This window comes from Arthrobacter sp. TJ-240 (assembly GCF_058269195.1).
Genome location: NZ_JBZCNG010000006.1, coordinates 247,680 through 262,016 on the forward strand (window position 1 = coordinate 247,680; position 14,337 = coordinate 262,016).

Here is a 14,337-nt window from a genome sequence, read left to right on the forward strand (position 1 = left end):
CCGCTAGGCTGCCGGGGTGCACACCGTGAGAATCACCACCGCAGACGTCCCCCTCGCCGAGGCACTCGCCCTCTACGAAGCCGTCGGATGGACTGCGTACACGCGTGAACCCGACCGGCTCGGGCGCAGCCTCGCCGGCTCGCACCTGGTCCTCGCGGCCCGTGACGACGACGGCGGGCTGCTCGGACTGGCGCGCACGGTCTCGGACGGCGAGTCGATCTGCTACATCCAGGACATCCTGGTGCGCCCGGACGCCCAGCGCCGCGGCGTGGGCCGTTCACTCATGCGGGAGCTCCAGCAGCGCTACAGCCACTGCATGTTCGTGGCGCTGAGCACCGACGCCGAGGACACCCCTGACGCGGAGCAGTCGCACCCGTTCTACCGCTCCCTGGGCTTCCGCCCGCACGGCGCCCTCGGGCTCGCCGCCTTCGGCTACCGGCCCTGAGCCGGGCGCCTCGGGCACACCGGCACCGGCCGCCGACCCGCTGCTACCCCGCTGCTACCCGTCGATCCGCACGGCTCCGCCGGAGACCGTCAGACCGCCGGACGGCGGGACGTCCACGGTGATGACCGACGGTCGGCCCACCTGGGCGCCCTGGTGCACCGTGACCGTGGCCGGCGGCACGAGCTCGCCCCGCGCACGGAGGTACGCCCCGAGCGACGCCGCGGCGGATCCGGTGGCGGGATCCTCACGGACACCGCCGGGCGGGAAGGGGTTGCGGGCCTCGAAGACACGCCGGGACAGCCGGTGCACCACGGCGACCGTCGCACCCCAGCCCTGCGCCGCCATGAGTGCCCGGAGGCCGTCGTAGTCGTAGTCGAGGCCCGTGAGGGCCACGGCGTCGCGGACGGGCACGATCGGGTGGATGTTGCCGGCGAAGGACAGCATCACGGGCAGATCCTCGTCGAGGTCCTCCTCGGGGACACGGAGGTGCTGCAGGAGCTGTGCCCGGACCGCGGGGTCGATCGCATCGACCCATGGCTCGACGGTCACGAGGGACGCGACGAGACGGTCGGCCGCCCTGCGCGTACTGAGCTCGAGCGGGCCCACCGGTGTGGCCAGCACCAGCGTCGCCGGCCCCTCCCGCTCCGCGAGCGCGACGCCGGTGGCGATCGTCGCGTGTCCGCAGAACGGGATCTCCGCCTCGGGCGCGAAGTACCGGATCGTCGCGCCGCCCGGGCTCCTGGCCGACACGAAGGCGCTCTCCGCGTAGCCGAGGTCGGCGGCGATGGCCTGCATCTGCGCGGCCGTCAGGTCGTCGGCGTCGAGCACCACGCCGGCGGGGTTGCCGCCGTCCGGCCGGTCCGTGAACGCCGCGTAGCGGAGGATCTCCATGACGCGATGCTAGCGTCCCGGTGCGGGGACGGATCAGCCGTCGATCGCCGTCAGGTCCCCTGCCCGGGTGTTGGTCCTGCGGTTGATGAGCCACGTGATGAGCCACAGGACCACGCCGATCGCCATGAGGCCGCCGGCGATCTGGTACTGGACGACGTCGCGCCCCACCCAGGGACCGGCCAGGAACGCACACAGCAGGGCGGCCACGATGGGCAGCGGACCGGGGGATGTGAAGAACACCTTCCGGTTGACGTCCCGCTTGCGGCGCAGCACCACGCAGGCGACATTCACCACGGTGAAGACGCACAGGAGCAGGAAGGCCGTGGTCCCCGAGAGGTTGGCCACGATGTTGCTGTCCGGATCGCTGGTCACATAGAGGATCAGGCCGAGGGCGAGGATCGTGGAGAAGGCGATGCCGGCCCAGGGGGTGCAGCGGACCGGGAGGACCTTACCGAGCGGACGGGGCAGGACGCCCTGCCGCGCCATGCCGTAGATCAGGCGGCTCGCCATGAGCATGTTAATCAGCGCGGTGTTCGCGACGGCGAAGACGGCGAGGAACGGGAAGACCCTGTCGATCGGGAAGTCCGGTGATCCCTTGTGCACCACTTCGAGCAGGGCTGCACCCTCGGCCTCCCGGATACCCTCCAGTTCCGTGGGGCTCAGCACCGTGACCACCGAGATCGCGACCAGCATGTAGAAGATGACGGCGATCCCGAGGCCGGTGAGCATGGTGCGGGGGAAGATGCGCTCGGGGTTCTGGGTCTCCTCGACCATGTTCACGGAGTCCTCGAAGCCCACCATGGCGAAGAACGCGATCGAGGTCGCGGCCGTCACGGCGAGGAACATGCCCTTGTCCTGGTAGTCCGTGAACACGAAGACCTGGCCGATGTTGCCGCTGCCCTGCGCCATCACGAGGAAGCCGACGCCGATCACGATGCACAGCGCCGCGACCTCGACGAGCGTCAGCACCACGTTGAACTTCACGCTCTCACCGACACCGCGCAGATTGATGACGGCCAGCAGCAGCATGAACCCGAGCGCGACAGCGGTGATCACACCCTGGCCGGGCATGTCCAGCCAGCCGTTGACCTCGAGTCCGCCGAAGAAGTTCTGAGCGAGCACGTTGGCCGATGTGGCCGCGCTCGTGATGCCTGAGCAGACGACCGCGAACGCCACCAGGAAGGTGACGAAGTGGATGCCGAAGGCCTTGTGGGCGTAGAGGGCGGCCCCCGCAGCCTGGGGATATTGTGTGACGAGTTCGAGGTAGGAGAACGCGGTCATCGTCGCGACGATGAACGCCAGCAGGAACGGCAGCCACACCAGCCCGCCGACCGTCCCGGCCATGGTCCCCGTGACGGCGTACACGCCGGCCCCCAGGATGTCGCCGACGATGAACAGGAGGAGCAGTTTCGGCCCGAGGACCCGTTTGAGCTCCGGTTCTCCGGTCGAGGTCGATGCATCGGACGCATGCTCTGCAGAAGTACTCATGGTCGGCCTCCCCTGGGGTTTTCCACCTTACTGTTGACCTGTTCAGCCGGCTTCGCAAGGGGTGGACAGGAATACGTCGGCCGCCGATGATTTACCGGGCGACCCTGCGTCCAACGGGTACAAGGCTCGCAAGGGCCGGATCACACACCGCTCAGGAACAGGAGAACGGCCATGGCCACGAACGTCTTCATCAACCTCCCCGTCAGCGACCTCGCGAGGTCCAAGGAGTTCTACACCAGCTTCGGCTGGACGCTCGATCCCAACTTCTCCAACGACGACGCCGGCGCGGTGTCCATCAGCGACACCATCTTCCTCATGATCCTCACTCATCAGCACTGGGCGCAGTTCACGGACAAGCCGGTGGCGGACACCCACACCACCTCTGCCGTCATCAACGCGATCAGCGTCGACGCGCCGGAGGACATCGACTCCCTCATGGACCGGGCCGTCACGGCCGGCGCGGTGGAGGGCAGGTCCCAGGACCTCGGCTTCATGCGCTCGCGCTCCTTCTCCGACCCCGACGGGCACGCCTGGGAAGTGATGTGGATGGACCCCATCGCCCAGACCGGTGACTGGGAGGCCGTCCAGGCCAAGTACGGCGACCAGCAGCCGGTCTGACCCCGGACCCCTCGTGATCATCACGCTCCGGGCTCCGTGGGAAGGACACGCATGACCACTCCGACCGATGCCCTGTGGCAGGTGGTGCACGCCGAACGCGCGGCCCTCGCACGGGATCTCGCGACCCTGACCCCCGAGCAGTGGCGCAGCGCCACCCTGTGCGGCGAGTGGGACGTCGAGCAGGTGACGGCGCACCTCTCGGCCGCCGCGTCGGTGGGCCGGTGGCGGTGGATCAGGAGCATGCTGTCCGCCGGGTTCCGGCCCCACGTGCACAACCGGCGCCGGCTGGCGGAGCACCTCGGTGCGTCGACCGCCGGGACCCTCGCCCGCTTCCGCGACGTCGTCGGCCTGTCCGTCGCGCCGTCGTCCGACCTCCCCGCCTATCTCGGGGAGGTCGTGGTGCATGCGCAGGACATCCGGCGACCCCTCGGCATCACCACCAGCCCGGGCCCCGACGCGCTGCTGCCCGTCGCCGCGTTCTTCGTCGCCCGGGACTTCACCGTCCCCAGCCGCCGCAACGGCGCGGGTCTCCGGCTCGTCGCGACCGACGCCCCCTTCGAGGCGGGCGACGGGCCGGAGGTGCGTGGACCGCTGCTCGCCCTCGTCATGTGCCTCGCCGGTCGGGCAGCGTACCTCGTCGACCTCGACGGACCGGGCGTACCGGTGCTGTCGGGACGGATCCTGCCCGCCGGCTGAGGGGTCCGGCGAGCCCTGTCCGCCGTCGTCCACGTGTGGTGCGCAGGCGACGGTGTGACGGGCAGGACCACGCCGACGAGCACCGTCGTGGCAGTCGGGGCCGCCCGGATTCGGCTGACCCCGGGGCGTACGTGCAGTTCAGTCGGTTCGGAAGGCCGCTGACCGGATGGCCTCGGCGAGATCGCGGGGACGGCTCCACATGGGCCAATGGCCCGTCGGGATGTCGATGACGTCGAGGTGCTCGATGTTCGCGACCTCGGCGAACATGACGTGGCCTCCGCGGGCCAGCTCCAGCACCTGCGCGCTCGGGATCGAGCAGCACACCAGGGTGGTCCGGACCCTGCGGCGGGCATCGTTCGTCAGCTCGACGGGCTGGCGGAGCACGGGGCCGGGCTCAGGGACGGCACGGGCCCGGAAACGATCGAGGACCTCTGCGCTCAGGCCTTCGAGACTCGCCTGCTGTGCGAGGACGTCGAGGCCCGGCAGCGGAAGCTCCTCCAACTCCTCCGGGAGGTCCGGGGCGAAAGCGCTTCCCGTCGCCACAGGGCCGGAGTCGACCCACACCACCCGACGGACAAGCTCAGGGTGCCGGTCGAGGACGAGGCTGACGGGGCCGTTCGCCCCGCTGTGGGCGACGAGAGTTACGGGCTGGTCCACCCCGAGTCGCGTGATGACGTCCAGGACCGCCGCGGCCTGATCGTCGAGAGTCCTCGCCGTCCGCCCGGGATCGTCCCCGTCGAGACCGGGAAGTGTCATTGCGACTGCACGGGAGTCATCGCTCCTCAGATGCTCCAGCACTTCGTCCCACGCCCAGGCGCCGAGCCAGTGGCCGGCGATGAGGATGATGGTCGGACTGTCTGTAGTAGTTGTCATGGCACCACCTTTGCGCGCGCCACGGCCAGCTGCATGGCACTATCTATGTCATGAATTCGATACGGGCTGGACGGTGAAGCGAACAGAACGCCTCCATGCGCTCTCCGAGATGCTGCGCCGCAGCGGATCCCGGGGTTGCTCCGCCGAGCGGCTGGCCAGGGAGTTCGGCGTGTCGGTGCGCACGGTCAAGAGGGACCTCGCTGCGCTCGGGAACAGCGGAGCGCCCGTATGGTCGCGCCCGGGTCCGGGCGGTGGTTACGGATTGGCCGCAGGCGGGTCCCTGCCGCCCGTCAGCCTGTCCCCGGCGCAGGCCGTGGCGCTCCTGGCGGCCGTGTCCGCTGCACCGGATGCCCCCTTCGCCGATCTGGCGCAGGCCGGGGTGCAGAAGATCCTGGACGTCCTCGATCCCGGGACCCGGGTACGAGCCGACGAGCTGGCCGACCGCGTCTGGGTCGATGCGCCTCCCTCCTCGTCGCGCGCCATCATGTCAGCACTGGAGGAGGCGATGGCCGACCAGCGGGTGATCCGCATCCGGTACACGTCGGGGGACGGGACCACGACCACCCGGGACGTCGAGCCGGTGCTGTTCGCCTCCACGAGCGGCCGGTGGCACCTCGTCGGGTGGTGTCGGCTGCGCAATGCCATGCGATGGTTCACCGTGTCGCGCATCGAACGGGCCGGCGTGACCAGGACGGCGTGCGGCAGCCATACCATCCACGAGGTCGGAGAACCCCCACCGAACGCCAGACCGGTCCACGGTCGGAGCGAGTGAGTCACCCGATCGACCTCTCCTGAGGCCCTCGACGCCGGGGTGGCGGCCGTGCTCGCCACCCGCGATCGGCGTTGACACCCTTTGTGGCCCCCGTTACTCTGGGAGCGTTCACACAATCTCGACGGAGAGCTCAGCCGCCCGCTTCTGGGAGCGTTCACAGAGACGAGGCCGCGGCCGTTCTCCGGCATCTTCCGAGAATCGGTACCGCACCATGAGGAGCAGGCTTGGCACGAACGACCACCGTCGCAGGACTATCCGGCAACGGGCAGCTCGTCTACGGGTGTGACTACAACCCCGAGCAGTGGGATGCATCCGTCTGGCGGGAGGACGTCCGCCTCATGAGCGAGGCCGGCGTCAACCTCGTGGCCGTCAACATCTTCGGGTGGGCCGAGCTCGAGCCCGAACAGGGCGTGTTCCGGTTCGAGGACCTCGACGCCGTGATGGACCTGCTGGGCGAGCACGGCATCGGCGTCAACCTCGGCACCGGCACCTCGTCGACCCCCGCCTGGCTCACCACCGCGCACCCCGGGATGCTCCCCCGCACCGCCGACGGCACCACCCGCTGGCCGGGCGGCCGCCAGGCGTTCTGCCCCAGCTCCCCCGTGTACCGCGAGCACGCGATCGCCCTCGTGGAGCAGGTGTCCGCCCGCTACGGCAGCCACCCGGCCCTGCGTCTGTGGCACGTGTCCAACGAACTCGGCTGCCACAACTCCCTGTGCTACTGCGACGTCTCCGCCGAGGCCTTCCGCGGCTGGCTCCGCGCCCGCTACGGGACGCTCGACGCCCTCAATTCGGCCTGGGGCACAGCCTTCTGGAGCCAGCGCTACTCCGCCTGGGACCAGGTGCTGCCCCCGCGGCTCACGCTCTCGGCCACCAATCCGACGCAGACGCTCGATTTCCACCGCTTCAGCTCCGACGAACTGCTGGCGCACTACTCCGCCGAGGAGGCGGTCCTCCGCCGCAACAGCGACGTCCCGGTGACCACCAACTTCATGGTCGCGGCCCACATCAGGAACCAGGACTACTGGGCCTGGGCGCCGGAGATGGATGTCATCGCGAACGACCACTACCTCGACCACCGACTCGACACACCGCACGCCGAACTGGCCTTCGCCGCCGACACCACCCGCGGGCTCGCCCAGGGCCGGCCCTGGCTGCTGATGGAGCACTCCACGGGCGCGGTGAACTGGCAGCCGCGCAATATCGCCAAGGGCCCCGGCGAGATGCTCCGCAACTCCCTCACCCACCTCGCGCGGGGTGCCGACGGCCTGTGCTTCTTCCAGTGGCGGGCCTCGCTGCAGGGCAGCGAGAAGTTCCACTCGGCGATGCTGCCCCATGCCGGCACCGACTCGCAGATCTGGCGCGACGTCGTCGCCCTCGGGTCCGCGCTGGGCAGGCTCCGCGAAGTCGCGGGCACCACGGTGCACGCCGACGTCGCGCTCGTCTTCAGCTGGGAGGCGTGGTGGGCGCACGACCAGGAGTCGCACCCGTCCGGAGACGTCCGCTACATCGAGCAGGTCCACGCCGCCTACAAGGCACTGTGGGATGCCGGCGTCACGGTCGACATCGTGGCCCCGGGCGCGGATCTCTCCGCCTACAAGCTCGCGGTGGTGCCGAACCTCTACCTGGTCCGCGACGAGCACGCCGCCGTGATCAGCGACTTCGTGACCAACGGCGGCTCCGCGTTCATCACGTTCTTCAGCGGGATCGTCGACGAGAACGAGAGGGTACGGCCCGGCGGCTACCCCGGAGCCTTCCGGGACCTCCTGGGCATCCGCTCGGAGGAGTTCTTCCCCCTCGACCCCGCGCACCCGCTGGCGCTCGACAACGGCTCCCCCGCCTCGCTCTGGTCCGAGGCGGTGCACCTCACCACGGCGGAGCCCGTCCTCAACTACGCGACCGGCCATCACACCGGGATGCCCGCCGTGACCCGCAACCGCGTGGGAGCGGGCGAGGCGTGGTACGCCGGGACGGTCCTCGACGGCGAGGTCCTCACGGACCTGCTGCTGCGGGCCGCCGTCACCGCAGGCGTGCAGATCCCCGAGGCGCAGTCCGGCCTCGAGGTCGTCGCACGCCGCGGCAACGGGCACGAGTACGTCTTCCTGATCAACCACTCCGCCGAGGACCGCAAGCACCGGGTCAGCGGCCTGGAACTGCTGACCGACGAGGCCCTCGCCGACGTCGTCACCGTTCCCGCGGGCGCGGTCCGCGTCGTCCGCACCATCCCAGGAACCCCCGACACCGACGGCTCGGACCAGGGCCGAAAGGATGCAGGCAATGTCAGTTCTTAGCACCCCGGCCGAGGTCCCCCAGGGGGCCCCGGTCACGAGGAGGAACAGGTCGTCGGGAGCGCAGCGTCGCGCCGTGGCACTGTTCATCGCCCCGTTCGGGATCCTCTTCCTCGCGTTCTACGCCATCCCGATCATCTACGCCGTGATGCAGTCGCTGCTCACCGTGGAGCGTGAGGGCACGTTCGGCAGGCCCCGCCAGGTCTTCGGCGGCCTCGTCCAGTACGAGCAGGTCTTCCAGAACACGGCGTTCTGGGAGTCCGTGGGGCGCGTACTGCTCTTCGGCGTGGTGCAGGTGCCGATCATGCTGGGCCTCGCCCTCCTGTTCGCGCTGCTGCTGGACTCGCCGCTGCTGAAGGGCAAGAAGTTCTTCCGGCTCGCGTTCTTCGCCCCCTACGCCGTCCCCGGCGTGATCGCAGCGATCATGTGGGGCTTCCTGTACTCGCCGTCGCTCTCACCGTTCGGTGCCGTCACCTCGAACGTCGACCTCCTGGGCGGCAACCTCGTGCTCTGGGCGATCGCCAACATCGTGACCTGGGTGTACGTCGGCTACAACATGCTCATCATCTACTCGTCGCTGCTCGCGATCCCCACGGAGATCTACGAGGCGGCACGGCTCGACGGCGCCAGCAACCTCCAGATCGCGTGGCGCATCAAGATCCCCCTGGTGGTCCCGGCCATCATCCTGACGGCGGTGTTCTCCATCATCGGCACCCTCCAGCTCCTGGCCGAACCACAGACCCTGCGCAGCTTCAGCTCGGCGATCAACAGCACGTTCACGCCGAACCTCGCGGTCTACACGACGGCGTCGGTGCCGAACTACAACCTCGCCGCAGCGTTCTCTGTGGTCCTGGCGCTCGCCACGTTCATCCTCTCCTTCGTCTTCCTGAAGTCCACCCAGCGGAAGGTAACCCAGTGACGGCCGCCCCAGCCACCGCTCCCAAGCGCCGGCGCGACGGGAGTTCGACGGCGCACAGCGCCGGCAACCGTGCCCGCGGCCCACGCCAGAGCATCATGTCCCGCAGCGCGGCGATGCTCATCATGGGTGTCTTCACCCTGTACTTCCTGACCCCCATCTGGTGGCTGCTCACCACGTCCACGAAGACGGGCGGCGAGATCACGTCCACCGCTCCGCTGTGGTTCACGGCGGACTCGGCAGGCACGTTCTTCACGAACCTCGGGCGTCTGTTCAGCTACGGCGACGGCCTGTTCGGCCGGTGGCTGCTGAACTCCGCCCTGTACGCGGGGGTCGGCGCCCTGATCGGCACGGTCATCGCAGCGATGTGCGGGTACGCCCTCGCCAAATACGAGTTCAGGGGGCGGGAGGCGATCTTCAACATCGTGCTCAGCGGCGTCCTGGTGCCCGCGACGGCGCTGGCGCTCCCGCTGTTCCTGATCTTCAGCCGCGTGGACCTGACCAACACCATGTGGGCCGTGTTCCTGCCGAGCCTCGTCAGTCCGTTCGGGGTGTACCTGGCCCGCATCTATGCGGCGGCCAGTGTTCCCGGCGAGCTGCTCGAAGCCGCCCGCCTGGACGGCTCCGGTGAGATCCGTACGTTCTTCACGGTGTCCACGCGCCTCATGGCGCCGGCCCTCGTGACGATCTTCCTGTTCCAGTTCGTCGCGATCTGGAACAACTTCTTCCTGCCCCTGATCATGCTCCGCGACCAGGCGCTCTTCCCCGTGACGCTGGGCCTCTACGCCTGGAACAGCCAGATCAGCCAGATCCCCGAGCTGCGTTCGCTCGTGATCGTCGGTGCACTCGTGTCGATCCTCCCGCTGATCATCGCCTTCCTCGCACTCCAGCGGTTCTGGAGCAGCGGCCTCGGCGCAGGCAGCGTCAAGTAGCCCCCCGTCCTCCGACCAGCACACCAGGTGCACAGGCGTCCGCCCCTGCACCGCACTACCACCGATAGGAAAGACAATGCGCGCGCATTACGGAAAAGTCACCGCGGCCTTTGCCATGATCTCTGCGCTGGCTCTCTCCGGCTGTTCAGCCGGCGGAGACAGCACGGAAGCCGGGGCCGAAGCGGCCCCCTGCGAGGCTTCCGAGGGCCCCGTCACCCTGAACTTCACCACCTGGGTCCCCGGCATGGACAAGGTCGTCGAGCTGTGGAACGCCGAGAACCCCGACATCCAGGTCCAGGTGCAGACCGGGCCCAACGGCAACTCGGGCACCTACCAGAACTTCTTCAACCAGATCCAGGCGGGCAACGCACCCGACCTCGGCCAGGTCGAGTACGACGCGCTGCCGAACTTCCGCGTGCAGGACGGCCTCGAGAACATCGCCGCCTGCGAGGGTGTCGCCGACGCGCAGGACCAGTTCGTGGACTGGACCTGGGGCCAGGTGACCTTCGGCGAGGAGGGCTCCGTCTACGCCGTCCCGCAGGACAGCGGCCCCATGGCCATGTACTACCGCGCCGACCTCTTCGAGGCGGCCGGCATCGAGGTCCCCACCACGTGGGAGGAATACGCCGCGGCGGCCGAGCAGATCAAGGCCCAGGGCTCCTACATCACCAACTTCCCGAAGCAGGACGTCAACTGGTTCGCCGGCATGGTGTGGCAGAACGGCGGCCAGTGGTTCGCGAACGACGGCGAGAACTGGGACGTCAACCTGACGAGCCCGGAGTCCGAGGAGGTCGCCACCTACTGGCAGGACCTCCTGTCCAAGGACCTCGTCTCCACCCTGCCGTCCTTCTCGGACGAGTGGAACGCATCCTTCAACGAGGGCCAGCAGTGGACCTGGGTCTCCGCTGTGTGGGGCGCGACCACCCTCTCGGACGGAGCTCCCGACACCGCCGGCAAGTGGGCCGTGGCCCCCATGCCGCAGTGGGAGGACGGCGGGGAGACCGCCGGCAACTGGGGCGGTTCGTCCACCGCCGTGCTAAAGGGTTCCGACCACCCGGCCGAGGCCGCGAAGTTCGCGCTCTGGCTCAACACCGACCCGGAAGCACTCGCGCTCGCCAACGAGCTCGGCGGCATCTACCCGGCCGCGAAGTCCGCGACCGAACTCGAGGCCTTCGCCGGCGGCGTCGACTACTACGGCGGCCAGAAGATCTACGAGGTCTTCGCCGACGCGTCCGCGAACGTGGACCCGAACTTCACCTGGGGACCTACGATGACGCAGACCTACACGGACGTCTCGGACGGATTCGGTGCTGCCATCGGCGGCTCCGGCACCCTCATGGATGCCCTCCAGAACGGTCAGCAGAAGACGATCGACTCCCTGAAGTCGCAGTCCATCCCGGTCGCCGAGTAATACCCCGGCGGATCCCGCCACAGCCGAACCGAAGCGCCGCGTCCCGGAAGGGGCGCGGCGCTTCGTGCCTCCGGGCGGCCGCGACCGGCTGCAATAGGCTTGCGGGATGAGCTTCTCGCACCCCTTGCCCGCGGACCGTATCCGGGCGGAGCTCCGGTCCGCGCGCCGGGAGAGCACCACCGACACCGACTGGGAATCCTTCGAAGCCCGCTTCGACAGCGAGTTCCCCCGCCTGCAGTCACTCTTCCACCACATCTACGGGCCCGGCTCCGACGGCGAACTGCTGCAGGTGGTCCTCGACGCGGCGGCCTCGTGGCAGGACCGCCCTGCGGACCTCAAGGCCATCGACGCCTCCCGGGCCATGGCTCCCGACTGGTTCTCCTCCCACAGGATGCTGGGGGGCGTCTGCTACACCGACCTCTACGCCGGCGACCTCGCGGGTCTCCGCGAGCGCATCCCCTACTTCCGCGAGCTCGGGCTGACCTACCTGCACCTGATGCCGCTGTTCCTGGCACCCGAGGACAACTCGGACGGCGGCTACGCGGTCTCCAGCTACCGGGAGGTGGACCCGTCGCTCGGCACCATGGACGAGCTCGCCGACCTGGCCCGCGAGCTGCGCGGGAGCGGCATAGCCCTGGTGGTCGACTTCATCTTCAACCACACGTCGAACGAGCACGCGTGGGCCCGCAGGGCCGTTGCGGGCGATCCCGACTACCAGGACTTCTACTGGATCTACCCCGACCGCGGGATGCCCGACGCCTACGAGCGGACCGTCCGGGAGATCTTCCCCGACGACCACCCCGGCTCGTTCGTGCAGCTCGACGACGGACGGTGGATCTGGGCCACGTTCCACTCGTTCCAGTGGGACCTCAACTACCGGAACCCCCGCGTGTTCCGGGCGATGGCCGGGGAGATGCTGTACCTCGCGAACCAGGGCGTGGACATCGTCCGCATGGACGCCGTCGCCTTCATCTGGAAGCAGCTGGGCACCTCGTGCGAGAGCCTGCCCGAGGCCCATCTCCTGCTGCAGGCGTTCAACGCCGTGTGCCGGCTCGCGGCGCCCTCGCTGCTCTTCAAGTCCGAGGCCATCGTGCACCCGGACGAGGTGGTGCAGTACATCGACCGCGGCGAGTGCCAGCTGAGCTACAACCCGTTGCAGATGGCGCTCATCTGGAACTCGCTCGCGACGCGGGACGTCTCGCTGCTCGCGCAGGCCCTCGAACGGCGGCACGACGTCCCCGAGGGTACGGCGTGGGTCAACTACGTGCGGAGCCACGACGACATCGGCTGGACGTTCTCCGACGAGGACGCCGCCGAGTTCGGCATCGACGGGTACGAGCACCGCCGGTTCCTCAATGCGTTCTTCGTCGATCGCTTCCCCGGCAGCTTCGCGCGCGGCGTCCCCTTCCAGGACAACCCGCGCACCGGCGACTGCAGGATCTCCGGCACGACGGCGTCGCTCGCCGGTCTGGAGGCGGCCGACGAGGGCGGGGTGGCGCGGATCCTCCTCGCGCACGCGATCGTCCTCAGCACGGGCGGCATCCCGCTGCTGTACCTCGGTGACGAGGTGGGGCAGCTCAACGACTACGGCTACCTGGACGACCCCGCGAAGGCCGGCGACAGCCGCTGGGTGGGCCGCCCCGCCTACCCGGCCGAGCGCTATGCGGCCAGGCAGGACCCGACGACGGACGCCGGAGCGGTCCACGCGGGTCTCACGCGTCTGATCCAGGTCCGCAAGCAGACCCCGGAGTTCGCCGGCGGGCGCCTGGTGCCCTTCGGTACCAACAACCCGCACGTGCTCGGCTACCAGCGCCCGGGCCTGCTCGACGGCGAGGAGTCGACCGTCGTCGTGCTCGCGAATTTCGCCGATACCCCGCAGGACATCACCGCCCTCACCCTGTCCGGGCTGCCCGAGACCGCCCTCGAACTCATCGGCGGTGATCAGGCCCTCCTGCGTGCGGGCGTCACGATCGAACCGCACGGGGTGCGCTGGTACCGGCTGTAGCCTCGAACGCCGGTGCGGACCGGTGCCGGACGGTGCCGGACGGTGTCGGCCGGTGACTGCCGACCGCCGTGACCGCCCGCTCAGCCGTCAGATCTGCTGCCGCGAGAACTCCCCCGCCGCGCGTACCTGCTCGGGGGTGGGCCGCACCCCGGTGTAGAGCACGAACTGTTCCTCCGCCTGCAGTGCGACCACCTCGGCACCGGTGATGACGGGCGTGCCGGCCCGCCGGGCCGCGAGGATCAGCGGCGTCTCCGACGGGGATGCCACGACGTCGAACACCACCTGCGCGGCGTCGATCGCGGTCTGCGGGAAGGCCACCGCATCGGCGTCCGCACCGGTCATGCCGAGCGGCGTGACGTTGAGGATGAGGTCCGCCGTCGACTCCCCCACCTCCTGCTGCCAGGCGAAGCCGTACAGGTCGGCGAGTGCCCGGCCCGTGCGCTCGTTGCGGGCCACGACGGTCACGCGCGTGAAGCCCGAGTCGCGCAGGGCGGCGACGACGGCCTTGGCCATCCCGCCGGAACCCTGGACGAGCACCGAGTGCGTGGCCGGGACGGAATGCTCCCGCAGCAGCCGCTCCACCGCGAGGTAGTCGGTGTTGTACGCGGTCAAGACGCCGTCGTCGTTCACGATGGTGTTGACGGAGTCGATGGCCTGCGCGGAGGGGTCGAGATGGTCCACGAGCGCGATGACCTCCTCCTTGAACGGCATCGAGACGGCGCAGCCCCTGATGCCGAGTCCGCGCAGTCCGGCGATGGCCGAGGGCAGGTCCGTGGTGGTGAACGCCTTGTAGATGTAGTTGAGCCCCAGCTCGTCATACAGGTAGTTGTGGAAGCGCGTGCCGATGTTGCTGGGCCGCGCGGCCAGGGAGATGCAGAGGGTCATGTCTTTGTTCAGGATGGGCACCGGACCATCATCCCAGCAGAGCCGCCGACAGGGGACTACCCATGCGGCGTGCGCGTGCCACGTACTAGCATTGGGACGAGTCTCTCCCGCGACGGC

General features: G+C 69.2%; 13 protein-coding genes. 9 read left to right on the forward strand and 4 right to left on the reverse strand.

What is annotated here, in order from left to right:
• The first annotated feature begins 16 nt into the window (after window positions 1-16).
• Complete coding sequence (locus AC4D2C_RS15535; RefSeq protein ID WP_490915735.1) at window positions 17-445, forward strand: GNAT family N-acetyltransferase; 429 nt, start codon at window positions 17-19, stop codon at window positions 443-445.
• 54 nt (window positions 446-499) lie between these two features.
• Here AC4D2C_RS15535 and AC4D2C_RS15540 read toward each other — a convergent pair whose 3' ends face one another.
• Both AC4D2C_RS15540 and AC4D2C_RS15545 read right to left on the reverse strand, forming a co-directional pair.
• On the reverse strand, window positions 500-1,336 hold the full coding sequence (locus AC4D2C_RS15540; RefSeq protein WP_490915736.1) for a PhzF family phenazine biosynthesis protein: 837 nt from the start codon (window positions 1,334-1,336) through the stop codon (window positions 500-502).
• 33 nt (window positions 1,337-1,369) lie between these two features.
• Window positions 1,370-2,824, reverse strand: coding sequence for an APC family permease (locus AC4D2C_RS15545; RefSeq protein ID WP_490915737.1), 1,455 nt, complete (start codon window positions 2,822-2,824; stop codon window positions 1,370-1,372).
• Window positions 2,825-2,995: 171 nt separating this feature from the next.
• Here AC4D2C_RS15545 and AC4D2C_RS15550 point away from each other — a divergent pair, with 171 nt between their 5' ends.
• Window positions 2,996-3,442, forward strand: a complete 447-nt coding sequence (locus AC4D2C_RS15550) for a VOC family protein (protein WP_490915738.1) — start codon at window positions 2,996-2,998, stop codon at window positions 3,440-3,442.
• Between the two features lie 51 nt (window positions 3,443-3,493).
• Window positions 3,494-4,138 carry a maleylpyruvate isomerase family mycothiol-dependent enzyme gene (locus AC4D2C_RS15555; RefSeq protein WP_490915739.1) on the forward strand — a complete coding sequence of 215 codons (645 nt, stop codon included), beginning with the start codon at window positions 3,494-3,496 and terminating at the stop codon, window positions 4,136-4,138.
• 138 nt (window positions 4,139-4,276) lie between these two features.
• Here the strand turns inward: AC4D2C_RS15555 and AC4D2C_RS15560 are convergent, their stop codons facing one another.
• Window positions 4,277-5,011 (reverse strand): alpha/beta fold hydrolase, encoded by a 735-nt coding sequence (locus AC4D2C_RS15560; RefSeq protein WP_490915740.1) that lies wholly within the window; start codon window positions 5,009-5,011, stop codon window positions 4,277-4,279.
• A 73-nt stretch (window positions 5,012-5,084) separates the two neighbouring features.
• Here AC4D2C_RS15560 and AC4D2C_RS15565 point away from each other — a divergent pair, with 73 nt between their 5' ends.
• The 6 genes from AC4D2C_RS15565 to AC4D2C_RS15590 all read left to right on the forward strand — a co-directional run bounded on the left by AC4D2C_RS15565 (window position 5,085) and on the right by AC4D2C_RS15590 (window position 13,335).
• Entirely contained in the window at window positions 5,085-5,783 is a 699-nt protein-coding gene (locus AC4D2C_RS15565) for a helix-turn-helix transcriptional regulator (protein WP_490915741.1), read from the forward strand.
• A gap of 224 nt (window positions 5,784-6,007) precedes the next feature.
• A complete protein-coding gene (locus tag AC4D2C_RS15570) occupies window positions 6,008-8,074 on the forward strand; it encodes a beta-galactosidase (protein WP_490915742.1) in 2,067 nt (688 codons plus the stop codon).
• Window positions 8,061-8,990 (forward strand): carbohydrate ABC transporter permease, encoded by a 930-nt coding sequence (locus AC4D2C_RS15575; RefSeq protein ID WP_490915743.1) that lies wholly within the window; start codon window positions 8,061-8,063, stop codon window positions 8,988-8,990. The genes AC4D2C_RS15570 and AC4D2C_RS15575 overlap by 14 nt, the downstream gene beginning before the upstream one ends.
• Before the next feature lie 95 nt (window positions 8,991-9,085).
• Window positions 9,086-9,919, forward strand: a complete 834-nt coding sequence (locus AC4D2C_RS15580) for a carbohydrate ABC transporter permease (RefSeq protein ID WP_490915787.1) — start codon at window positions 9,086-9,088, stop codon at window positions 9,917-9,919.
• Window positions 9,920-9,995: 76 nt separating this feature from the next.
• Window positions 9,996-11,330: an ABC transporter substrate-binding protein gene (locus AC4D2C_RS15585; RefSeq protein ID WP_490915744.1), complete on the forward strand. Its 1,335-nt coding sequence runs from the start codon at window positions 9,996-9,998 to the stop codon at window positions 11,328-11,330.
• A 106-nt stretch (window positions 11,331-11,436) separates the two neighbouring features.
• Window positions 11,437-13,335 (forward strand): alpha-amylase family protein, encoded by a 1,899-nt coding sequence (locus AC4D2C_RS15590; protein ID WP_490915745.1) that lies wholly within the window; start codon window positions 11,437-11,439, stop codon window positions 13,333-13,335.
• Between the two features lie 87 nt (window positions 13,336-13,422).
• Here AC4D2C_RS15590 and AC4D2C_RS15595 read toward each other — a convergent pair whose 3' ends face one another.
• Complete coding sequence (locus tag AC4D2C_RS15595; RefSeq protein ID WP_490915746.1) at window positions 13,423-14,241, reverse strand: shikimate 5-dehydrogenase; 819 nt, start codon at window positions 14,239-14,241, stop codon at window positions 13,423-13,425.
• Between the last annotated feature and the right edge of the window lie 96 nt (window positions 14,242-14,337).